The organism is bacterium, from assembly GCA_022763185.1.
In the GTDB taxonomy this organism is placed as follows: Bacteria; Bdellovibrionota_G; JALEGL01; order JALEGL01; family JALEGL01; genus JALEGL01.
Window position 1 is genome coordinate 355,089 of record JALEGL010000006.1, and the last position, 22,761, is coordinate 377,849.

The 22,761-nt window shown below is 38.9% G+C and carries 21 protein-coding genes, 1 tRNA gene and 1 riboswitch; of the genes, 13 read left to right on the plus strand and 9 right to left on the minus strand.

The genetic code is table 11. The annotated features are described in order from the left end of the window. Nucleotides 1-113: 113 nt before the first annotated feature. Nucleotides 114-1,088, plus strand: coding sequence for a hypothetical protein (locus MRY82_04390; GenBank protein MCI5072167.1), 975 nt, complete (start codon nt 114-116; stop codon nt 1,086-1,088). A gap of 664 nt (nt 1,089-1,752) precedes the next feature. Here the strand turns inward: MRY82_04390 and MRY82_04395 are convergent. Then, a complete protein-coding gene (locus tag MRY82_04395; protein MCI5072168.1) occupies nt 1,753-2,457 on the minus strand; it encodes a hypothetical protein in 705 nt (234 codons plus the stop codon). 118 nt (nt 2,458-2,575) lie between these two features. Between MRY82_04395 and MRY82_04400 the strand changes: the two genes are divergently transcribed. Continuing rightward, entirely contained in the window at nt 2,576-3,742 is a 1,167-nt protein-coding gene (locus MRY82_04400) for a hypothetical protein (protein MCI5072169.1), read from the plus strand. A gap of 597 nt (nt 3,743-4,339) precedes the next feature. Here the strand turns inward: MRY82_04400 and arsB are convergent. From arsB to MRY82_04430, 6 genes are all read right to left on the minus strand, one after another. Further along, a complete protein-coding gene (gene arsB, locus MRY82_04405) occupies nt 4,340-5,377 on the minus strand; it encodes an ACR3 family arsenite efflux transporter (protein ID MCI5072170.1) in 1,038 nt (345 codons plus the stop codon). Beyond that, nucleotides 5,374-5,736 carry an arsenate reductase ArsC gene (locus tag MRY82_04410; protein MCI5072171.1) on the minus strand — a complete coding sequence of 121 codons (363 nt, stop codon included), beginning with the start codon at nt 5,734-5,736 and terminating at the stop codon, nt 5,374-5,376. The genes arsB and MRY82_04410 overlap by 4 nt, the downstream gene beginning before the upstream one ends. 48 nt (nt 5,737-5,784) lie before the next feature. Beyond that, on the minus strand, nt 5,785-6,237 hold the full coding sequence (locus MRY82_04415) for a DUF6428 family protein (protein ID MCI5072172.1): 453 nt from the start codon (nt 6,235-6,237) through the stop codon (nt 5,785-5,787). A gap of 14 nt (nt 6,238-6,251) precedes the next feature. Further along, nucleotides 6,252-6,581: a metalloregulator ArsR/SmtB family transcription factor gene (locus MRY82_04420; protein ID MCI5072173.1), complete on the minus strand. Its 330-nt coding sequence runs from the start codon at nt 6,579-6,581 to the stop codon at nt 6,252-6,254. A gap of 131 nt (nt 6,582-6,712) precedes the next feature. After that, nucleotides 6,713-7,021, minus strand: coding sequence for a lysozyme (locus tag MRY82_04425; GenBank protein ID MCI5072174.1), 309 nt, complete (start codon nt 7,019-7,021; stop codon nt 6,713-6,715). 247 nt (nt 7,022-7,268) lie between these two features. Beyond that, a tRNA-Ser gene (locus MRY82_04430) sits at nt 7,269-7,363 on the minus strand. Nucleotides 7,364-7,507: 144 nt separating this feature from the next. On the opposite strand from MRY82_04430, the gene MRY82_04435 reads away from it, so the two are divergent. From MRY82_04435 to mazG, 6 genes are all read left to right on the plus strand, one after another. After that, entirely contained in the window at nt 7,508-8,497 is a 990-nt protein-coding gene (locus tag MRY82_04435) for a hypothetical protein (protein ID MCI5072175.1), read from the plus strand. A 193-nt stretch (nt 8,498-8,690) separates the two neighbouring features. Continuing rightward, a complete protein-coding gene (locus tag MRY82_04440) occupies nt 8,691-9,005 on the plus strand; it encodes a helix-hairpin-helix domain-containing protein (GenBank protein MCI5072176.1) in 315 nt (104 codons plus the stop codon). Between the two features lie 115 nt (nt 9,006-9,120). Further along, nucleotides 9,121-10,743, plus strand: a complete 1,623-nt coding sequence (locus MRY82_04445) for an NAD+ synthase (protein ID MCI5072177.1) — start codon at nt 9,121-9,123, stop codon at nt 10,741-10,743. A 7-nt stretch (nt 10,744-10,750) separates the two neighbouring features. Then, nucleotides 10,751-11,680 carry an NAD(+)/NADH kinase gene (locus MRY82_04450; protein ID MCI5072178.1) on the plus strand — a complete coding sequence of 310 codons (930 nt, stop codon included), beginning with the start codon at nt 10,751-10,753 and terminating at the stop codon, nt 11,678-11,680. Further along, nucleotides 11,673-12,413 (plus strand): DNA repair protein RecO, encoded by a 741-nt coding sequence (gene recO / locus MRY82_04455; protein ID MCI5072179.1) that lies wholly within the window; start codon nt 11,673-11,675, stop codon nt 12,411-12,413. Before MRY82_04450 ends, recO begins: the two co-directional genes overlap by 8 nt. Next, entirely contained in the window at nt 12,410-13,192 is a 783-nt protein-coding gene (gene mazG / locus MRY82_04460) for a nucleoside triphosphate pyrophosphohydrolase (GenBank protein ID MCI5072180.1), read from the plus strand. Before recO ends, mazG begins: the two co-directional genes overlap by 4 nt. A gap of 2 nt (nt 13,193-13,194) precedes the next feature. Here the strand turns inward: mazG and MRY82_04465 are convergent, their stop codons facing one another. After that, nucleotides 13,195-13,338: a hypothetical protein gene (locus MRY82_04465; protein ID MCI5072181.1), complete on the minus strand. Its 144-nt coding sequence runs from the start codon at nt 13,336-13,338 to the stop codon at nt 13,195-13,197. A gap of 157 nt (nt 13,339-13,495) precedes the next feature. Here MRY82_04465 and MRY82_04470 point away from each other — a divergent pair, with 157 nt between their 5' ends. After that, nucleotides 13,496-14,125, plus strand: a complete 630-nt coding sequence (locus tag MRY82_04470; protein MCI5072182.1) for a thiamine diphosphokinase — start codon at nt 13,496-13,498, stop codon at nt 14,123-14,125. Nucleotides 14,126-14,216: 91 nt separating this feature from the next. After that, nucleotides 14,217-14,328, plus strand: a riboswitch (TPP riboswitch). Between the two features lie 125 nt (nt 14,329-14,453). After that, nucleotides 14,454-15,857 carry a sodium:solute symporter family protein gene (locus tag MRY82_04475; protein ID MCI5072183.1) on the plus strand — a complete coding sequence of 468 codons (1,404 nt, stop codon included), beginning with the start codon at nt 14,454-14,456 and terminating at the stop codon, nt 15,855-15,857. On the opposite strand, the gene MRY82_04480 is transcribed toward MRY82_04475, so the two are convergent. After that, entirely contained in the window at nt 15,854-17,536 is a 1,683-nt protein-coding gene (locus MRY82_04480; GenBank protein MCI5072184.1) for a formate--tetrahydrofolate ligase, read from the minus strand. The genes MRY82_04475 and MRY82_04480 overlap by 4 nt on opposite strands. Nucleotides 17,537-17,702: 166 nt before the next feature. Between MRY82_04480 and ileS the strand changes: the two genes are divergently transcribed. The 3 genes from ileS to MRY82_04495 all read left to right on the plus strand — a co-directional run bounded on the left by ileS (nt 17,703) and on the right by MRY82_04495 (nt 22,735). After that, complete coding sequence (ileS, locus tag MRY82_04485) at nt 17,703-20,858, plus strand: isoleucine--tRNA ligase (GenBank protein MCI5072185.1); 3,156 nt, start codon at nt 17,703-17,705, stop codon at nt 20,856-20,858. Further along, nucleotides 20,858-21,796, plus strand: coding sequence for an L-threonine 3-dehydrogenase (locus tag MRY82_04490; protein MCI5072186.1), 939 nt, complete (start codon nt 20,858-20,860; stop codon nt 21,794-21,796). Before ileS ends, MRY82_04490 begins: the two co-directional genes overlap by 1 nt. A gap of 126 nt (nt 21,797-21,922) precedes the next feature. Next, the gene (locus tag MRY82_04495; GenBank protein ID MCI5072187.1) at nt 21,923-22,735 is read left to right on the plus strand and encodes a DUF481 domain-containing protein; all 813 of its coding nucleotides are present in this window, start codon (nt 21,923-21,925) and stop codon (nt 22,733-22,735) included. Nucleotides 22,736-22,761 lie beyond the last annotated feature (26 nt).

Below are 22,761 nucleotides of genomic sequence, written 5' to 3' on the forward strand. Positions count from 1 at the left end.
AAGCATTTCTTGCTGAGAATCAATAATGAATGTTTATTTCAATAAATATTTTTATTGCAGTGCAGTGTTTTTTTTTGTATATGCAAATAAAATCTACTCAGGGGAAATTATCGATGAAAAAATACACACTTCACTTACTCTTCACTTTAATTTTATGTTTTTTTGTTTCGGATGCATTTGCTGGTCTTAGAGTCAAGTGTGACTACAATGTCGTAACAGGTGACTTGCAATCCCATATATTTGGTGGAGGTCCTGGGCAGTCTTTTTTCATGTCGTATATGAACGACCAAAGGTATGATAGCTATTATTTTCCAAGTTTTCCTTCCCATTATGCAAATAAGAACATTGCTTGTAAAGCAATCTGTAAAGCTTTTGGGGTGTATAGATCAATAGAAATGAGCCGGTTAACTGGTCAACACTTTGTTTTCTCAGGTGAGGTGACATCGTGTGAAGATTGCAATGATGGGGATACTCCATCTAGAAGCCTCATAGTAGACAAAGAGACAAGCTCTTTTCAGAGACCGGCTGAATTTTACGACTGGGAGAGCATAGAAAAATATCTGAACTACAATACAGCTCCTTATTTTATAGGTTTAGCGGCAGCAATACATTTAAACTTAAAAGAGGCTTTAAGATTAGACTTGATAGAGATTGACGCAAAACAGTCTCTCATTGTAACCGGCGTTGGTGCGGGTACTTTAGCAGTTTTATCTGCCAGAAGTGGTCTAAGATCTCTATTGTTTTCATCAATATCAAAATCAAAAGGATTTTTACCTGGAGTTGCTTTGACCTTATTAACGGCGCCATTACAAGGAAGTTCTCATCCCATGAATCATGTAAGGGAAAAGCCATGGATATTTCCTGATTTATCTTTGGATCAACAAAGGTCCATCATTGAAAGCCATCCTGATGTTGCTAAAATAGTAACAACATTTAATGAAGACCTTAAAAATATGATTTCCACATATAAAGCGGAAAGACAGTTAAATTGTTCTCTTTTAGGTGTTGATGAGGGTAACCTTGAACTTATCAAGGCAACAATATGTCCTGAAGATGCTGAAGAATATGAACTAGAAATTAGATATTAACATCTCTTAAAAGCAGTCGTATAAAAATTATGCGACACTATATTAAAATCTAAATTGATTTTAAAATGCCGGAATCTTTATTGAAAGTTCCGGTTTTTTTTATCAACACTTAATAGAGTGTACACATTTTTACAATTTAGCATTAAGATTTAGGTGTGTTTTTAATGGACAACTTCTTTGGGTTCAACTGAAAGCTTAAGACCAATTGAACCAAGCAAGATGTGCAAGGTTTTAATTTTTGGGTTGTCTGTTTTTGAAAGGCTTTTATACAAATTTTCTCTGCTAAGAGATGTTTTGTTGTTACTCTCAACATTATAAAACTATGCCCATCGTACAATCCTCCCCGCTATACGCTTCTCTGACCGCATGACCTATATTTTCAAGATAATTGCTGTGCGTGACTTTGATGGGGCTAAAGTTTATAGTGAAAGTTATCATATCTCCATATTTCGTTTTAAAGGATTACTCCCCTGGAACCTGCTCCATCAGTAAGAACTCACCGTCCGTGCAATTTTCCAACGTAGTGATTATAGTTCTCAGATAAAATATATTACCAATTACAAGCGGCTATAAGTAGAGTATTTAAAACAGAAAAAGGCCCATAGTAAGTGAATGTACTATAGGCCTTCATTTAATTTTTCGATTTTAATTATCGAAGAAATTTCTAATTATTGCAAAACTGATTTGCTATAAGGTTAAGCGAAGCTTTTACCTTGTTAAAAGAGTATAGCGCTCCCGCGTCAGTATCTTCTAAAGATTCTAATCTCGCTATTTCTTCTGTTATTAGAGGGTTGTCTTGATCAGTAGTATTTGAATTCAAAACTTTTAACTCGCTTGGGATAATATTCTTGGATTGGCGTCTAATGAATTCATCCCTAGCTTCACTGCTAGCATATTTATTAATAGACATATCTAATATATCTACGTTCCCGACAAAGCTTGCTTTATCAGCCCATTCAAGGCTAGCGCCAAGAAAAATCCCTGCAATTCCTACGGCTCTCCAGATTTTTGTTGCACTTATTTGATTTTTTGCTGCCGTATATTCTTGCATTGGCTTGTTTCCATAGACTGGTACATCTGAATCTTGTATCACTTGGTGAAAAATTTCATATGCTGGATTAGCTTGAACTTTAGCTTGAACTTGAGAGCTAGCACTTCTAACAATACGGTGATTGTGATAAGCGGTAATTGCGCCAGCTACTACTAAACCAGTTCCTATATAATAAGTATGACTTGTGCAATCTAATGCTCGATCTAATTCATTTCTTGCTTCCAGAAATGCAATGCTCATTTCATTAATATTCTGTGAAAAAGACAATGTGGTAAAACACGTCATTAGAAAAGCTATACAAAAATTTAATTTTTTCATCGTTTCCCTCTACTTGGTTAAATTTTTATGTGTCGCAATTACTGCGATGCAAAACATTTGTCAATGTTTTTATTGTAATAATTACCGCGTTGTGTTATTAAGCTGTTTGAGGAAATGAATGGTGAAAAAACATTTTATCTTGTTGATATTTTTATTATCTTTTTTTGGGCCGCTTCTTTATGCTCAATCCGAAGAACAATTTGATTGGGACAAAACCTTTGAATCTATTCTGGCAGTGAGTTCAAATTCAACGCTGCCTGATGGAATTTTTCCATATAATTGGGACCATGATTCTACATATTTGCACAGGCAAGCTTCTTATATTACGCCAGATGTAGCTCACCGTTACGGTGCTTGTACATCAAAAATGATCGATGGAAATAGAGTTTTTTTTCGGGATAATGCTTTTAACGAAACAGAAGTTGTTGATGGTGTTGTTGTTGAAACAGATTCTAACGGATTGAAGTGTAGAAGGTTTTTAGGTGACGCTTATTTGGAATTTTCGGACAGTACCGACCTAATTTTCGATTTGCCTCTAACTCAAAGTCTTGCAGTGGTTGTTACAAAACATGCGATTATTTTTATACCTGTCGGTGGAATATCATTAGCTGCTGGTAAGATTATATCAATAGCCGGAGTTTATTTTGTTAAAATAGGTTCTAAAATTTTAAGGTATGCAGGCGTTACTCAAAAGGTACAGTGGGTAAGCAATGGGCTACCTTCGGTTTTTGCTTTTGTAGGGGGTATAGCTACTGCGATACCGGTATTTATCATGGTAGAAGACGAATATCAGGAGAGCGTTAATGCTCATATGGAAAATAATAGTTATGAACAAAATTACACGCTCAGTGAATTGCTTAATCCTGATTTTTATTTGAATGGAGGAGAGTACTTCTCAAGAGAAGTCTTAGCTGGTGTTGCAGCGAAACGAATATTTTTAGATGATGTTTCTATCAAAGCCTACCTTAGAAAATTGGATGGATACTTTGGCAATAAAAACCTAGTTCCTTCAAGTATCAACATTCAATATAGATTAATTAATTATCCAGAGAATGAGTTATCGAATAGATATATTTCCAATGAAACAACTAGCTTTACAGATTTCGCTCCCTATGAGCATTATATCGTAGAAACATATATAGATTCTATACCAGTTTGGTTGCGCTGGTCACCATTGACCTGGGGGGTTAGGGCTAGGGAGTATGGAATGGAAAATAAAGTAGATAAGCCTTTCTTATATGAGCAACTAAAGCGGACACGACCAAGTGTTACAGTAAACCATTGAGTTTTCTATATGGAGTGCAACTTAAAAACCAGATAGAACTGATTAGTCCAAAAATTGTCTATCCCCCATTTTTCGCAAGAAAGAAATAACCAGTTCTTAGCCAGAAAGTAGCCTAGTTGTGTGATGCTGTATGTTTTTGTTGACGCTTCTTACGGAGTGATTCAGCTAAGTTACATAAACCTTTAAGTTATTATTTGAGCTACTTATGGCTTTTTCGTTTCAACTTTCAAAATCAAATGGCGGAGAGAGGGCCATGCTCGCGTAGCGAGCCAAATAGACAAACAAACCGCGCCAAAGGCGCGAGCTTCGAATCCCTCTAAAAAGATTGAAGCGCGTAGCTAAGTAATTTGATTGAATATTGAATAGGGTTAGTGAAAAAAATGGCGGTGTATTGACCCCCTTTGGGGTTCGAATCCTCTACACCTACCATTGAGTTGCAACAATAATCGTCCTGAAAGATAACAAAATCAAGGTTTTTGTTGCTACGGTACTGACGGTTCGCACCTTTAATACTGGGTAGCATTAACCCTTTAATGCAAGCTGATACGGTACCATACCGCAGGTTCGAATCCCGTTTGCCTTCATTGGAAACAACTATTACTTAAAATAACCTCGTGTTCGGTTAGCAAAAGCGACCAATGATAACATCATAGGCACTTCTACCAGTACGCCAACCACTGTGGCAAGAGCTGCGCCGGAGTTCAGGCCAAACAGACTGATGGCAACCGCGACGGCGAGTTCAAAGAAATTCGATGTGCCGATCAGCGCAGCAGGTGCAGCAGTGCTGAATGGCACGCGCCACAAATACGCCCATCCATATGCGATGGCAAAAATGCCGTATCCTTGTATCAACAAAGGTACAGCGATCAACGCAATGACCAGAGGTTTGTCGATAATCGTTTCCGCTTGAAAACCGAAGAGCAAGACGACTGTAGCTAATAACCCCATAATCGAGAACGGCTTGATCTGCGCGGTAAATTTATCAATGCGTTCGTGGTTACCCGAACCATCGAACTTCTTGCGTGTCACATAGCCAGCTGTCAATGGGATCAGCACATAAAGCGCAACTGAGAGCAGTAGCGTTTCCCAAGGCACGATAATATCCGTCACACCCAGCAGCAGCGCCACCAGCGGCGCAAAGGCAAAAATCATAATGATGTCGTTAATAGACACCTGCACCAGCGTGTAATTGGCATCACCCTTTACAAGCTGACTCCATACAAACACCATCGCTGTACAAGGTGCAACACCAAGCAGGATCATCCCCGCAATATATTCCTTGGCATCTTGTGGATCGATTAGCCCGGCAAAGATATATTCGAAGAATAGAATGCCAAGCGCTGCCATAGTGAAGGGTTTAATCAGCCAGTTCACAACCAGCGTAATGCACAGTCCCTTAGGCTTCTTGCCCACATCTTTGATGCTGGCAAAATCGACATTCACCATCATCGGGTAAATCATCACCCAGATAAACACAGCAACGACCATATTGACGCTGGCATATTCAAGGGATGCGATGGTTTGGAATGCGCTTGGCACAAGTAAACCAAGTCCAACCCCAGCGGCGATACATAAGCCAACCCAAACGGAAAGATAGCGTTCGAAGATACCCATAGGAGATGGTTCTGTACTCATAGTAATTCACTTTCTATTCTTGCCTTTAGTTTGTCGTAAGCCTCGTCAAATGCGGCGTTTATTTCTTCTTCGTTACCAGTTACTGCAGCAGGATCAGGCGTACTCCAATGCAACTTTTCGTGCTTGCCCAGAAATACTGGGCAGCTCTCGGCGGCAGCGGCATCACAAACCGTAATCACCAGATCAAAATTTGTACCTTCAAATTCATCCCATGATTTGCTACGCGGACTTCCCACTTCAATTCCATGGCGCTTGAGCGTTTCTATGGATTTAGGGTGCACATAACCTGCGGGCTTGCTACCGGCACTTACGGCTTTATATTGTCCTGCGCCAAGGCTATTGATTAACGCTTCGGCCATGACCGAACGGCATGAATTACCAGTGCAGAGGAAAAGGACGTTTTTCATTTAGCAACATCCGCTCTTTGCTGAACAACATGAGTCCTGAACTTGATCTTCTTTTTCAGGAATGCCACACGCATCTTTGGCTAAGCAGTCTGTTTGTTTATTCACCAGAATAAAATCAGTGCCATCAAACATGAGACCAAATTTGCCGATAGTAGATTGCTGATATTCTACTTCAATGTCGAGATCATCGGCATCGCCAATCACTTTTTTAGAGATATCAAGAATGCTTAGGAACTTTTGTGGGGCAATACGGTGGTCATAGTCACCAGCTTCCCATAGCTGAAAGTTCACAACCGTTTCTTTACGCTCCACACCACCGCAATCAATAAAAAGCTTAGTAACAAGACCAACTTCGGTCACATGAAAATGCTGCGGCACATAGCTGCCATCGGGTAATTTGAAACTAACGGCTGACAATTCGGATAATACTTTTTTAACGTCTGATAATTTCATGATGATTTCCTTTTCTAACAACAGGTTTTCTCTTTGATTTCAATGCGGCAAGTCATATCGCTTTCTTTACAGCAATTATCGGTTAGGTATTGAATGGTCCCTACCAAGACATCGTAATTTGCACGATAGATGGTTGCCCGGCCCTGCTTTTCGTTTTCGACCAAACCTGACTGGCGCAACTTATCCAAATGAAATGACAATGTTGCATGGGGTAGTCCAAGCTTGTTTCCAATTGCACCCATCATGATGCCATCAGGCCCTTTCTCCACCAGCAAGCGAAAAATATCCAAACGGCTTTCCTGAGCCAGCGCATCTAATGTATTTATAACATTCAATTTATCCATATAACTAGATATATGGATATTTGAAGTGTGAGTCAATGAAAAGTATAATTGCCGTAGAAAATGCGATTAATTAAGGGTGTTATTCACCGCATAGCAACTGAATAACTATTTTGTAGAGGTCAGCAATATGCTCATGCAAATGCTTGAGTATACTCATCCAGCCAGCAAAATGTATTGACTAATTTCATCTGCTTAAAGTGTTGCAGGGGGATTTCCAGCAGCTTGGGGTTGGAAATAACCAGCGCATCAAACTGGCTGTCTGTTAGCGGCACGTTAATCAAGAACAGAACAGCACGCTCTGCAATCTGAGCATCTTGGCGCAGTAATTCCTCAGCCTTTGTTTCATCGATGTCTGCTGCAAAGTCCTCGTCGTTTCTGACAACTTGACCGTAACCGATTGTGGGATAACCCGCCGGACAAAAATAAACAGTCCAATTCATTTCCTGTGATAGGTTTCACTTTTCAGTGTTCTTATAACTTTGAGATTTTTGCTTCCATATTCAAAAACGCCATGGTTTTGTTCATGCTTGAGGTCTTTCTGCGCATGATTATCAGCGTAAAGACTTCAAAGCCATATTGCTTGAACGAATCGCGCCTTAGGCGCGAGGTTCGAATCCGTCTCTAGAAAGGTTTGAGGCTTAGGGATTAGTCGTTAAAGGCCATTGAAACGGAACGTCCATGTTTCAATGGCGGAGAGAGGGGGATTCGAACCCCCGAAACGGAGGTTCTCTCCGTTTACTCGCTTTCCAAGCGAGCTCCTTCGGCCACTCGGACACCTCTCCAATTTTTTGCTTGAGCTATATACAACAGTCAGTAAATTTGAGCAAGTTCCCTGATTGGAAGTCTAAAGAGATGGGGGTGAAAATAGTATATACATAAATAAATTATTTGCATCCAGTCCTTAACTATGTAATTCGATACATAGAGTGAGGGAAAACTATCTATTAAAACAAAATATTTTTAAATCAATACTGTACTTTGGTTTGTTATTTTCATTTATAGCTTTGGCTCAAGCACCTGCTATCCATAGTATGGCGAGAATGCATCATAAGAAAAATCTTGTTCGATCATTTTTAGATGGTAGCTTAAAGGGTTGGCGACAACATTGTGATATTGACGTTATCAAGGACAATAACACACATATAAAAGCAATGGCTGATAAATATGGCGTTCTTGCAGATTCTGGACGTTATATTTTATGCTACGAATACTATGATGATGAAATTAAAGATTTTGCGCAAGACTGGTTAGCTGAGCATAGGTTGCTACCCCTTGGAATAAAAGGCTTTTTTCCTAATCTCGATAAAAAAAATGTCGGTCCAGATGCTTTTATACATACGCCACTTTTTGTTGCTCAAGATAAGTACGATCGTTCAGAAGCTATTGCTAATCGTGATTTAGCTTATTTTTTTCAAATATTTCAAGAAAACAGAGTTTTAGAAAAAGACGGTCAACAACCCGATAATGCACCCCGCAATGGCAGAGATCACTGGATATTTTCAACCGTAGGTATAGCTGAATTTGGTCTTTTTACAGCTTTGAGTTTTGTAATCGATGGCTATGTGAACAACCCAGACATTGTCAAGGCATTTCAAAACTCATCTGGACAATGGGATCTAAATAATGTTGCTCAAACTTTGGTTAAGAATGAAAAGTATACAATTGAAATACTTTTTGCCAGAATTAAACGGTCTCGAGATGTCTATATGGAGTATGCCAATAAAGATATTCTTTATAGCTTTAGTACGATTTTGCAGTTGCATACGATGGGTTATTTTAAATATCATGCTTTGCAACGTCAAAACAATTTAAAATCTGAAGAGTTGCCAGAGGATGTTTTAGATTGTTTAAGTCCAGATTCTACGTTTGATTCAGATTGCGTTCCGCTGAGCATGGGCCAGCAACGAAGAGAATAGTTTGTGTGGCTCACTGGCTTGTGTTTTTTTCGCTGTATGATTGCAGACTTATACTGACCTGATTTAGATGATACTGTTGGATAATCGGTCACTGGATTGCTGTTTAGATGCCAAGAGTTGTCTTAATACTTCAAGCAACCATGGTATAAAAATTGAATACTCTTTAAAAATTGAAAAATTTAAGGAGGATAAAATGAAAGTAAATAACGTATCATTGTTGGCTTTGTTGGCCTTAACACAAATGTTTCAAGACCCTATAGTTCTGGGGCAAAATACAGAGTCCATTAAACCGGCTAAAGTGTTAAAGCAGAAAAAAATGTTAATTAACCTGAACACAGCAAGTTTAAAAGATTTGGAGTATTTACCAGGTATTGGAAAAACTTTAGCGATACGTATTATTGAACGTCGCAAAATAAAACCTTTTCAATCCATCAATGACCTTAAATATGTTGATGGCATTGGAGAGAAAAAATTCAGTAAAATTAAAACCATGATTGCTGTGAAATAAGGCTAAAAGCTGAATGGTTTTTAAAGGTATTTGACAACTTGCTCAGTTTAAGAAGCTTGAGGAATTGCAGAGCTTGTTTGATATAACAATAGACATGGAGTATAAGGTTTGAACCATGCGCATAGGCATTGCCCAAATCAATACACGTGTAAATAACTTGGCTTTTAACAAAGACGCAATACTGTCTATGCTGGAGAAGGCGCACAGTCAAAATGTTGATTTATGTATTTTTCCTGAATTAAGTTTGACTGGCTATCCTCTGACAGATGCAAGGTTTTCCTCTGGCTTTTTAAGAGAGCTTGAATTGCATTTAGAAAGCTTGGCCAAAAACAGTGGAGACATGTGGTTTATTGTAGGGGCACCCCATAAAACTTCTTCTGCAATTTATAACGCTGCGTATGTTATGGGTGAAGGAAAAATTCAGCATATTGCGCATAAAAGCTTACTACCTAATTATGATGTGTTTGATGAACGGCGTTACTTTTCGCCAGATCATACGCAACCTTTGGTATTCAACTACAAAGATCAAAAAATAGCCGTTTTGATTTGCGAAGATATCTGGGAAGATTTTGTGGAAGAAGAGCACTTTAAATATGAGAGTGACCCATTGGATCAATTGCAAGAAAACAAAGTTGATTTATTGGTGAATATATCGGCATCACCCTATTACGTGGGTAAAGAAAAACTTCGCCAGCAGGTCCTGCACAGAGCTGTAAAACAACTGAATTGCCCCATGGTTTATGTGAACTTGGTGGGAGGTAATGATGAAATACTTTTTGACGGGGAGAGTACAGTTATGTCTGCCCAGGGGGAGGTGTTACACCGTTCGTCAAAGTTTAGCGAAGATTTTTCAAGTTATGATCTAACACAAGAAAATGTAGCTTTAACGCAAACGAGCTCTCAGCAAGCTGTGGCCTTGCTATGGCAGGCCTTATGTATGGGCTTAAAAGACTTTTTTGTTAAAACCCATCAATCCAAAGCCATTATTGGCTTATCTGGTGGCATTGATTCTGCTTTGGTCTTGGCCATAGCCTGTGAAGCTTTGGGTAAAAATAATGTAATCCCAATCTACATGCCTTCTCAATACTCGGCTCAGATTTCACAAGAAGGGGCTGAAAGCTTATGTAAAAACCTTGAGCTAGAGTTAAAATGTATTGCTATTGATAGCTTGAGAAAAAGCTTTGATCAAAGTTTAGAGTCTGTTTTTTTAGATCAAGCAGCCAACGTGACCGAAGAAAATATTCAGGCAAGAATCAGAGGCACCTTGTTGATGGCGTACAGCAATAAGTTTGGGGGTATGGTTTTAAATACCAGCAATAAATCTGAACTGGCTGTGGGCTATTCTACCTTATACGGTGACTTGATTGGAGGCTTGTCTGTTATTGGAGATTTATACAAACATCAGGTTTATGAATTGGCTCAGTGGTGCAATAAAGATCACGAAATTATTCCGCAAATTATTATCAAGAGAGCACCCTCAGCTGAGTTAAGGGAAGATCAAAAAGACTCTGATAGCTTGCCACATTATGATATTTTGGACAAGGTCCTGTATATGTATTTAGAGCAGTTGCAGTCTGTCAATGATATTGTGAAACAAGGCTATGAAGAAGAAGTGGTTAAAAAAATAGTGGCTTTGGTTAAGAGAAGTGAGTTTAAACGTAGGCAAGCGCCACCCATTTTGAAAGTCTCACAAAAAGCATTTGGTATTGGGCGCAGGCACAATATAGCGATTGGATAAAGGGTATATGAATATTAAGCGAGCAGTTGTTGTTTATAAAAAAAGCAGTTATGAGTTGTATGCTTTAGAAAAAAAAGATCCACATTTTTTAAATTTGTTAAAGCAAAAACATCCTTCAGTGGCTCAGTTTATCCCAAGTCATGAGGCACATCACAAAAGCATAGACTATGCGCGTCAAGTACTAAGCCAACTCAATATTGAAACCAAGTTTATTCATAGAGCAAGAAAATTTAATGAAGATTGGGCAGATCTTATTATAACCATTGGCGGGGATGGGACATTTTTAGATGCTGCTCGTCATACCCTTGAAAAGCCTATGCTGGGCATAAACTCTGATCCAAAAAGAAGTGTGGGAATGTACTGTGCCATTAATGTAAAGCAGCTCAAAAAAACACTTAACGGAATTATGCAAAATAATATACCGCAATATCATATTTCTCGTCTTCAAATGTGTCTTAATGAAGATACGTTTATGCCCCCTGTTTTGAATGACTGTCTCATCACTAGCACAAACCCGGCTGAAACATCTCGCTTTGATTTAAAATTTGGTAAAAATAAATACAGTTATAAATCTTCTGGTTTGTGGGTTTCAACAGCCGCTGGTTCAACAGGAGCTATGCGTAGTACAGGAGGGGAGGTTCTCCCGCTTGAAGATGAGTCTTACATGTTTTATGTCCGAGAAAATTACCATGCACCGTTAGAAAAACGAAAACCTTCCAGGGCAGTATTGAATAAAAAAGACGTGTTGCATGTTGTTTCTAAGATGCGGCAAGGGATGATTTTTTTTGATGGAGCCCATAAAAAGATTTCATTTAAAAATGGAAATCAGCTAAGCATTCAATTGTACCCTAAAAAACTTAAAGTTTTTGCTTATGACAGTCAAAGGCGACATCAGTTTGATAAAGACACCAGTTTAAAAAGACGAGCGAATGACTGAAGAAAAAACGCAAGCCATTGTTCTATCCAATAGTGTGTATGGTGAAAGTGATATGATTGTTTCACTTTTAACCAAAGACTTTGGCAAGATCTCTGCATTTGCTGTGGCAGCAAAAAAAAGCAAAAAGCGTTTTGCTGGAGGGATTGATCTTTTTTCTTTTTTGCAGATTCAAATTAAACCGCCTAAATCTAAAAGTAGTTTTTTGTGGCGACTGGAAAAAACCCAACTGATCAACGCATTTTACCCTTTACGATCCAACTTAAAAGCCTTGGCCAGTATGAGCTATTTATCAGAGTGTTTAAAAAAACTTTTGGCCGATGAACAAAAGCAAGAATCCCTTTTTATGTGGTGGGAAGAAACTTTAAACAAAGTTGCTCAAGGGCATTGTCAGAGCAGTATTGATTATCTCAAAATGGATTTTGAATTGTTATCTATGTTAGGTTATAAGCCGCATTTATACAACTGTGTCCATTGTGCAAAAGAACAACAGCAGCATGAACGGTTTTATTTTTCTTTCGAAAAAGGCGGAACGTTGTGCAAACAGTGTTATGTTGCAGGGCAGGGTATGTGGGTTAACCCTATGCTGGCAAAAATGATTCATCATGAGGGCCAATTGAATTACAGTTCACAAGATGTTCGTTTTTTGGGGCAATTGGTGCACCGTTTTATGGTGCATACGCTTGGCCATGAACCCAAAAGTCAAAACTTTAGATGGGATGCTATGCAATTATGAGTGCAGAAGAGAGTAAAAATAAAAGTTGGTTGAAGAAACTTGAAACTATCATGCAAGAGCTCAGAGGTGATCAAGGTTGTCCTTGGGATAAAGAGCAAACACATGCAAGCTTAAAACAATATTGCCTAGAAGAAGCTTATGAAGTTGTTGAAGCCATTGATAGTGAAGATGACCTTGCCATTAAAGATGAATTGGGTGACTTGTTACTGCAAGTTTATTTTCATGCGCAACTGGCCAGTGAAAGAAAGAGCTTTGCTATAGAAGATGTTGCAAGGGGCATTTGTGAAAAAATGATTAGACGGCATCCGCATGTGTTTGGTGATACTGAAGGTATTGATACTGAACAAGATGTTGAGCAGCAATGGGAATTGATCAAAGACCAAGAAGGTTTAAAAAAGAATAAAAAATTATTGCATGTATGTCAAACTTTACCAGGATTAAGCAAGGCACAAAAAGTATCTAAAAAAGCGGCCAAGTTTGGTTTTGACTGGAAAAGTAAAGACGATGTTTATGCAAAAGTAAAAGAAGAGTTATTAGAGCTCACACAAGCGCAAACAGAAGCTGAAAAAAATGAAGAATTAGGCGATATGTTGTTTGCTCTATGCAGTCTAGCTAGACACGAAGGTCTTGATGCCGAAGGAGCTCTGCAAGAAGCCATAAAGAAGTTTCAAAAACGTTTCTATGCTGTAGAAGACAAACTAAAAGCTGAGCAAAAAGATTTTACTTCAAGCAGCTTTGATGAATTGGATCAGCTTTGGCAGCAAGTAAAACAAGACTAGCGTCATTTTTTTAATTGCTTCTTGGTGTCTTGCATAATGATTTGCAAATCTTGCTCGTAATTACGCAGAGCTTGATGAAGATCTAATTCTAAATCATAAAAAATAGCATCGATGGTTTCACTAAGACTTGGTTTGTTGTTGTTCATGGTTATTTAAAGAGCAAAGCGTGTGCCATAAATAAAGCAAATAAAATCAGATACTTATCTTGTTCTGTGTTTGGTGATTTTATGCTCATTTATTTTATAATGGACTTTGTTGGGACATCTTTGTATCAAATGATAAACTCCTGTTTCAGAATTTTATATGCAACAATCTGTTTTAATAATAGCCAATCATGTTTTTGAAGATTTAGACTTTTTGCAAGCGCAAGTACATAAGTTTGATTTTATAATTTGTTGTGATGGGGCTGCCAATGAGATGAAAAAAATCAACTGTACACCTAAAGTTATCATTGGTGATTTAGATTCATTGACCTCAAAAACCAAAGATTTTTTTCAAGATACAACTGAGATCATTCATAAACCGTCTCAATACCAATGTGATTTAGAAAAAGCTTTGGATTATTGCGTAGATCAGGGTGTTAAAAATGTGAATATACTGGGTTTAGAAGGTGGAAGAGCCGATTACGCCATAGCCAACTTTATTGTCTTGAAACATTACTGCGAACAATTAAATATTAAGGTTATAGGTAAAGATTATGTTGCTTATCCCGTGATTGGGCACTGGCAAAAAAAATGTAAGGTGGGGCAGACATTAAGCTTTATTCCTTTTGGCCAGTGTGATGGCATAACCCTAAAGGGCCTAAAATACGAACTTGAAAATGCTGTGATGAAACCAGGAGACATTGGTGTTAGTAATGAAGTGACTCATGAAGATGTAAGCATTAACATAAAGTCTGGTTATGCATGCATTTTTAGTTTTAGTAAAAAATAATTGAGTGATGGTACCCAAAGGTAGCCGGTATCTTTGGGTACTTTTTACTTTACAGAGCAAGTGAATTTAATTAAGGGTAGGGGACAGATACACATTATTCCGCGGGAGACTCTGCTTTGAGTCTGAGAAATTGCAAATTGCATGCATTGACCGTTTAACTTGATCCGGGTGATACCGGCGTAAGGAGAGACATGAATCAAACATTGTTGCTGAAAAATCATAACAGTCCTAGCGTTTTTAAACGGTATTGTTCAGCGAGCTGTATGTTAAATATGTTCACACTTGCCGCAGATTTCAATACATTACAGGTTTTAATCCCGGACGTAACATGAGTATTGAGTTAAACGGTATTGATTACGGCATTATAAGCCTTTATTTTTTAGTACTCGTGGGCGTAGGGTTTTTTGCCCAAGCAAAGCACGATTCTAGTGAAAGCTTTTTATTGGGGGGACGCAAATTAACGCTTCCCTTGTTTGTAATGACCTTAACCTCATCTTGGTATGGGGGTATATTGGGTGTAGGTGAGTTTACTTATCTTTATGGCTTTTCCAACTGGGTGATTCAAGGATTACCGTATTATATATTTGCTATTGTCTTTGCTTTTTTACTGGCTAGAAAAATAAGAGGCAATCAACATATTAGTTTGCCGGATCAAGTAGAAGCCGTTTACGGAAAAAAAGCGGCTATGCTTGCCAGTGCCTGGGTCTTTTTTCTAAGTAGCCCTGCCCCTTATGTTTTAATGTTTTCAGTTTTATTGCAAACTTTAAGTGGCTGGTCGCCATGGTTTTGTATGCTGATTGGCCTAATTTTCTCAACGGTATACCTATTTAAAGGTGGGTTTTTGTCAGACTTGTACACAGATATCTTTGAGTTTGTTTTGATGTACTTAGGTTTTGCGGTCTTATTTTTTTTCAGTATCAAAAGTTTTGGAGGGTTAGATTTTTTAAAAAGCAACTTGCCGGATGTGCATCAAACATGGCACGGCGGTAATTCTATGCAATTTATCATGGTCTGGTTTTTTATTGCCTTATGGACCTTGGTAGAGCCCTCGTTTTATCAACGTTGCGCGGCAGCCAAAAATACCAGTACCGCCTTTAAAGGTATTTTAAGCTCTATTGTGTTTTGGTTTATCTTTGACTGCATGAGTATTTCTACGGCACTGTATGCCAAAGCGGCTTACCCTGATTTAGAGAATGCCTTATGGACCTATCCAATTTTAGCAAAAAATATTTTACCTGCGGGTTTACTAGGCATTTTTTGGGTGGCGATGTTTGCGGTGGTGATGTCTACTTTAAATACCACGGGCTTTATTTCTGGCATGTCACTGGGTAAAGATATTTTGGGGAGATTAACATACTTTAAAAGGTATTCAGAAACGCAATTGACCAAACTCGGACTCATTGTTTCTTTACTTTTTGCAGCGAGCTTAGCACTCTACGTTCCTTCTGTGATTCAGCTTTGGTACAGCATTGCCAGTGTGATGGTTCCAGGCTTACTGATTCCTGTTATAGGCTGTTACTATCCTAAACTGCGTTACCCGCAACATAGTGCAGCTTACATTATGTTGGCAGCACCCATGGTCTCTTTTGTTTGTTTAAGTATTGGCTGGTGGCATGAGTTTGGATCGTATGATCACTATCCATTTGGTTTAGAACCCATGTATCCAGGTTTAATTCTCAGCTTAGGCTCTTTGTTGGTTCTTCGTTTATGCGGGATGAAAAAAACAAATTAAGACAAACCAAAAATCTGCCCATCCGCATCTATATCCATATGCTCAGCGGCGGGAGTGTCTGGTAAGCCCGGCATGCGCATCATTTTTCCTAATATAGGGATAATAAAGCCTGCGCCGGCAGCAAATTCAAATTCCCTAACAGTGATGCTAAAATCTTTGGGCAGGCCAATCAAACGCTCATCATCTGAAAGTGATTTTTGGGTTTTGGCCATACACACGGGCAGCGCATTCAAACCCAGTTTTTGGATTTTTTTCAAATCCAGTTGCGCTTGTTTTTCATAATAAACGGTTGAAGCACCGTATATTTTTTGTGCAATGATTTGAATTTTTTCTTCAATAGGCAGTTGCCAATTATACAAGGGTTTAAAGTTATTGTTGGATTGACACATATCAACCACGGCTTGTGCTAGGGCTTTTGTGCCTTCACCACCGTGTTCCCAACCTTTGGATAAAACAGCCTTAATGTTTAACCGCTCACATTGTTCAATCACATACTGGATTTCTTCTGGGCTATCGCTAACAAAGTGATTGAGGGCAACCACCGGTTGAAGGCCAAACTGCTGAATATTCTCAATATGTTTTTTAAGATTGCAAAAACCCTTTTGGACTAAACTTACATTGGGGGAATTAAGCTTTTCTTTTTTAGCGCCACCATGGTGTCTTAGGGCTCTGATGGTTGCTACAATCACAACGCCTTTGGGGGCAATGCCAGCATAAGGGCATTTAATATTGAGAAACTTTTCTGCACCCAGATCAGCTCCAAAGCCAGCTTCTGTGACCACATAGTCAGACAAGGACATGCCCATTTTGGTGGCCAAAATACTATTGGTGCCTTGGGCTATGTTGGCAAAAGGGCCACCATGTAAAATAGCGGGATTGCCTTCTAAGCTCTGAACCAAGTTGGGTAAAATAGCATCTTTTAATAACAAAGCCATGGCGCCATGGGCATTGAGATCTTTGGCAAAGACTGGCTTTCCATTCATTGTAAAACCAACAAAAATATTACCCAGCTTTTCTTTAAGGTCACTTCTATTTTTAGCCAGGCACAAAATAGCCATGATCTCAGATGCTGGAGTAATGTTAAACCCTTCTTGTCTTGGCATACCATTGCTGCTTCCACCAAGACCTATGGTTATTTCACGTAAGGCCCGGTCATTCATATCCATCACCCGCTTCCAATAAATTTGTCTGGGGTCTAAATTTAAACTGCGTTTTTTACTTTGGAGGTTATTGTCAATGAGTGCTGAAAGCAGATTGTTGGCTTTTTCAATGGCAGCAAAATCGCCAGTAAAGTGTAAGTTAATATCTTCCATGGGCACAACCTGAGAATACCCTCCACCAGCTGCGCCACCCTTGATACCAAAAACTGGACCTAAAGAAGGTTCTCTTAAAACAACTGTAGATGAGCAACCAATTTTATTAAGCCCTTCATTTAAACCAATGGATACCGTTGTTTTTCCTTCCCCGGCGGGAGTGGGGGTTATTGCGGTAACCAATATCAGGTTGGAGTGCTTGATCTTTTCTTCATCAATCAAATCCAAAGGTAATTTTGCTTTGTATTTGCCATAATGTTGCAAATGATCTGGGGCGATATTTAATTTTGCTGCAATTGTGTTGATAGGCTGCATCTGGCAGGCTTGAGCAATATGTAAGTCAGAAAGAGGCTTGGTTTGTTTCATGATTTTATCTCAGTAATGTTAAATTTTATGATTCATATGCAACAGATTTATGTTGGATAACACATAAATGGTTATGTGGACATAGCTTGAGTAAAATTTAGAGATGAAAATAGCTTGATCGGGGTTCAAGCTTGACCAAAACACTATTTTAAGCGATTTAGAGCATGTGAAAGTACAAAAGCCACAATCAAAGATCAACTTTCCTGAGCTTGAAAAAACTGTTTTAAATTTTTGGAAAGAGAACCAAGTTTTTCAAAAAAGCATAGAACAACGCCAAGATGCAGAACCTTGGTCATTTTATGATGGCCCGCCCTTTGCTACGGGTTTACCGCATTATGGCCATTTATTGGCCGGAATGATTAAAGATGTCATTCCCAGGTTTTGGGCCATGAAAGGCAAAAAAATTGAGCGACGTTTTGGTTGGGATTGCCATGGCTTGCCGGTTGAGTTTGAGGTTGAAAAGCAGCTAGGTCTAAAAGGCCGACAAGATATTGTAGAACATGGTGTGGCCGAGTTCAATGAAACCTGCCGAAGCATTGTCTTGCGTTACACTCAAGAGTGGCGTGAAACCGTAGAACGCATGGGGCGCTGGATTGACTTTGATAATGATTACAAGACCATGGACCCTGAGTTTATGGAGTCTGTTTGGGCGGTATTTAAACAATTATGGGAAAAGGGTTTAATTTATGAAGATAAAAAAGTTTTGCCTTATTCTACGCCCATTGCTTCACCGCTATCTAACTTTGAAGCCAACTTAAATTATCAGGATGTGCAAGATCCGTCAGTCTATGTGAAGTTTAAGTTGAAAGACCAAGATAATAGTTTCTTTTTGGTGTGGACCACCACGCCTTGGACTTTACCGGCCAACTTGGCCATTGCGGTCAATCCAGATATGGACTACGTCAAAGTTAAAGTTGAGAGTGAACAATGGTACATTCATGCCGATCTTTTTGAATCTGTGGTTAAGAAAAAAGCTGGTCAGAAAGATGCACAAATCGTTGAAACTTTAAAAGGCAAAGATTTACTGGGTCTAAAATATGAGCAATTGATTCCTGGTTTTGAGGATTTAAGCAACGAGCAAAGTTTTACGGTGTATCCAGCAGACTATGTGACCGCAGATTCTGGAACAGGTTTGGTTCATATTGCGCCAGCCTTTGGTGAAGAAGATTTCGCAGTTGGAAAAAATCATGGCTTAGAAGTTTTAGATCATTTGGATAATCAAGGTTATTTTATTGCCGACAATAATCTTGCTGCCGGTGAGTACTTTAAAGATGCCAATAAAACAATTATAGCTCAGTTAAAAAATAAAGATCAGTTATTGCTGCAAGAAACCATACAGCACAGCTATCCCTTTTGTTACCGTTCAGATACACCCCTTATTTATAGAGCGATTTCTACCTGGTTTGTCAATGTCACCAGTATTAAAGACAAGTTGATTGCCAACAATCAACAGGTGCATTGGGTGCCAGAGCATGTCAAAGATGGTCGTTTTGGTAAATGGTTGGAAAACGTTAAAGACTGGGCGATCTCGCGCAATCGTTTTTGGGGCAATCCTATCCCTGTCTGGGTCAATGAAGAAACTGGTGAGAAACTGTGTGTGGGCAGTATTGCTGAGCTTGAGCAGTTAACAGGTAAAAAAGTTAATGATATTCATAAACATTTTATTGATGATTTAGAGATTGTTTCACCCAAAACAGGAGATATTTTAAAACGGGTTCCTCATGTTTTAGATTGCTGGTTTGAATCTGGATCTATGCCTTATGCCCAGAATCATTACCCCTTTGAGATGAGTGATGAACAACTGAATAAAGTTTTTCCCGCAGACTTTATTGCTGAAGGCTTGGATCAAACGCGCGGTTGGTTCTATACCTTAATGGTTTTATCCACGGCTTTGTTTGATAAACCAGCTTACAAAAATGTTGTGGTCAACGGCATTGTTTTGGCAGAAGATGGCCGTAAAATGTCTAAGCGTCTTAAGAATTATCCTGAGCCCAGCGTGGTCTTAGATGAGATTGGCGCCGATGCTTTGCGTTTATATTTGATGCAAAGTGGTGCCGTTGCTGCTGAAGACATGAAGTTTTCTAAAGAAGGTATGCAAGAAGTGGTGCGTAAGGTGTTGCTTCCAGTATGGAATGCCTACAGCTTTTTTGCCACCTATGCAGCAGTGGATGAGTGGGACCCCGAAACAGATTTTAGTCAAAACTTTGAGCATGAATTGGATCAGTGGATTTTATTGAAACTAAAAAACATGCAACATGAGATCAATAACAATTTGTCTGAGTTTAAATTGCAAGGCGTGATGCCAGCCATTCACACCTTTTTAGACTGCTTAAACAATTGGTATATTCGTAGAAGCCGCAGACGTTTTTGGAAAAGTGAAAATGATGGTGATAAACAACAAGCTTTTTCCTGCCTTTACACCGTCTTGGTTGAGTTGAGTAAATGTTTGGCGCCATCGGCACCCTTTTTCTCAGATTATTTGTATCAAAACTTATCTTTAGGACATGCACTGGCAGCAAAAATATCAGTCCACTTGGAAGATTTTTCTGATGCTCTAGAACTGACGGAAGAAGAAAGAACAATAGAAAGAAAAATTGATTTGACCCGTGAGTTGAGTGCTTTAGGAAGGGAGCTGCGAGAAAAACTTAAAATAAAAGTAAGACAGCCCTTGGCAACCTTGTATATTGGCTTTCTCAATGAAAGTGATGCAAGTTTAATTGAAGACATGCTGGACACAATTAAGGAAGAGCTCAATGTGAAAAATATTCAGTTTGAAACCTTTTCTAATATGGTGTCCAAAGCCATTAAGCCTAATTTTAAGAAAGTAGGTAAAGCTTTGGGTGCAAAAATGAAAGCGTTTGCCCAAGCGTGTAAAAACTTATCCACTGAACAAATAGAAACAATTGCCGCGGGAGAAGCACTTGAAATTGATGGAGAACTGTACCCCAATGAATACTTTGTTTTAGAGCTTGCGCAAGAAAGTCACTTTAAACATGAATGCTCGGTTGCAGATCAGTTTGTGATAGCCTTTGATGAAAACCTAAGTGAAGATTTGATTCAGGAAGGCCAAGCCAGAGAGCTGATCAATAGAGTACAAAATTTTAGAAAAGAATCCGGTTTAAACGTAGAAGATAGAATCAATTTAGCTGTTCACGCAGAGGATGAAAAAGTTGTACATGCATTTTCAACCTACATAAAAAAAATTGAACAAGAAACCTTATCTAATTTGCAACTCAAAAAAGAGGGGATAGAACAGTTATCGTATCATACTCAAGAGAACATTGATGATGTTGTTGTTCACATTGGATTGGAGAAAAGTTGATGAAAACAAAAATTTTAGTGACCGGTGCCTTAGGGCAAATTGGAACCGAGTTGATTTACCGTTTACGTAATATTTATGGAGCAGATCAGGTTATTGCCACAGATATCCGGATGCCCGAATCCAAAGAGCTGCTAGACAGCGGTCCGTTTGAATTTTTAGATGTGCTCAATCCCAATCAAATTACGCGTGTGATGCAAATTCATGAGGTCGGCACCATTTACCATATGGCGGCATTGCTTTCTGCTATTGGAGAAACCAGACCCAATTTAGCCTGGGATTTAAACATGAATGGTTTGTACAACATGTTGGAAAGTGCACGTCAATACAAGTGTGCTTTATTTTTCCCCAGTTCTATTGGTGCTTTTGGTCCAGAAACGCCACTTGATCATACTCCACAAACAACTATCATGCGTCCAAAAACCATGTACGGTATTACCAAAGTCAGCGGTGAATTGCTCTGTGATTATTATTACAATAAATTTGATGTCGATACCCGTGGCGTGCGTTTTCCAGGTTTGATTTCTTATGAGACGCGTCCCGGTGGTGGAACCACAGATTATGCGGTTGAAATTTTTAGAAAAGCCAAAAAGTACGGCACCTACACCAGTTACTTAAAGCGCAATACTTCTTTAGATATGATGTATATGCCAGATGCCATCGATGCCATGGTACAGTTGATGGAAGCAGATGCAAGTCGTTTAAAACACCGTAATGCATTTAACATTACGGCCATGCATTTTACGCCAGATGAGTTGGCCAAAGAAATTCAGAAGTACATTCCGGACTTTGAAATCAAATACGACATAGATCCAATCAGACAAGCCATCGCCGACTCCTGGCCCAACAGTATGGATGATTCAGCCGCTAGAGAAGAGTGGGCCTGGAATCCAAAATACAATTTGGAAAAAATGACCCAAGAAATGCTTGAAAAAGTTTAGTCAGCAAGGTTTCAACAGCTCGCTTGTGAGCGCTATAAATAGTTGGACAATTAAGGCGCTGTATTGTATCTGCTTCAAACTTTATAAATAAAAAATTCAGATGTATTTTTGAAAGGGATAAAGAAAATGAAAAAAATTTTATTAAGTTTAATTTTAGTTCTTGGTGCAGCTGCCTACGCTCAAGATGAGGAAGCCACTGAAGATCTTTCAGAAAAAACGGCAACTCAAGCTGCAACGCAAACTGAAGTTGCTCCAGAAGTTAAAGCAGATGATATGGGTTGGAAAGCCAATGCAGGTTTAAGTGGTGTAGCTAACACGGGTAACGCTGTTAACCAAACGGTTAGCGGATCATTTTCTGTGGTAAACAGAGCAGGAATGAATAAGGTTGAGTTATCGGGTATTGGTGCCTATGGTCGTGCACAAGACGATGCAGGTGTGACCAGTACCAACACGGAAAACTGGAGAACACAACTAAGATATGATCGTTATTTGAATGACAGCATGGCCGTATTTGGCTATGGGCATTTGGGTCAAGATAGACCTGCCGGATTTGAATGGCGTTTTGGTGGTGGTTCTGGTTTTGCTCATGAAGTCATTAAAAAAGAAAAAGACTTTTTACGTTATGAACTGGGTTATGACTATACCCGTGAAGATCGAACAACTGGCGTAGAAGCGGATATTCATTCTGCCCGTGTATTTGGGATTTACAAACGTAAAATTTCTGATTGGGCAGACTTTTCTCAGACCGTTGAATTATTGTACAACTTGGAAAAAAGTGATGACTTTAGGTTTAATACTTTAACGGGCCTCATTACGAAACTAACAGATAAAGTTGGTTTCCAAGTAGGTTACGCCATGAGATTTGACAATGATCCAGTGACTGGAGCCGAAAAATTAGACACTCAAACGCAAGCAGGTTTGACGGTTAACTTTTTATAAAAAATAATACATTGTTCTAATTATGT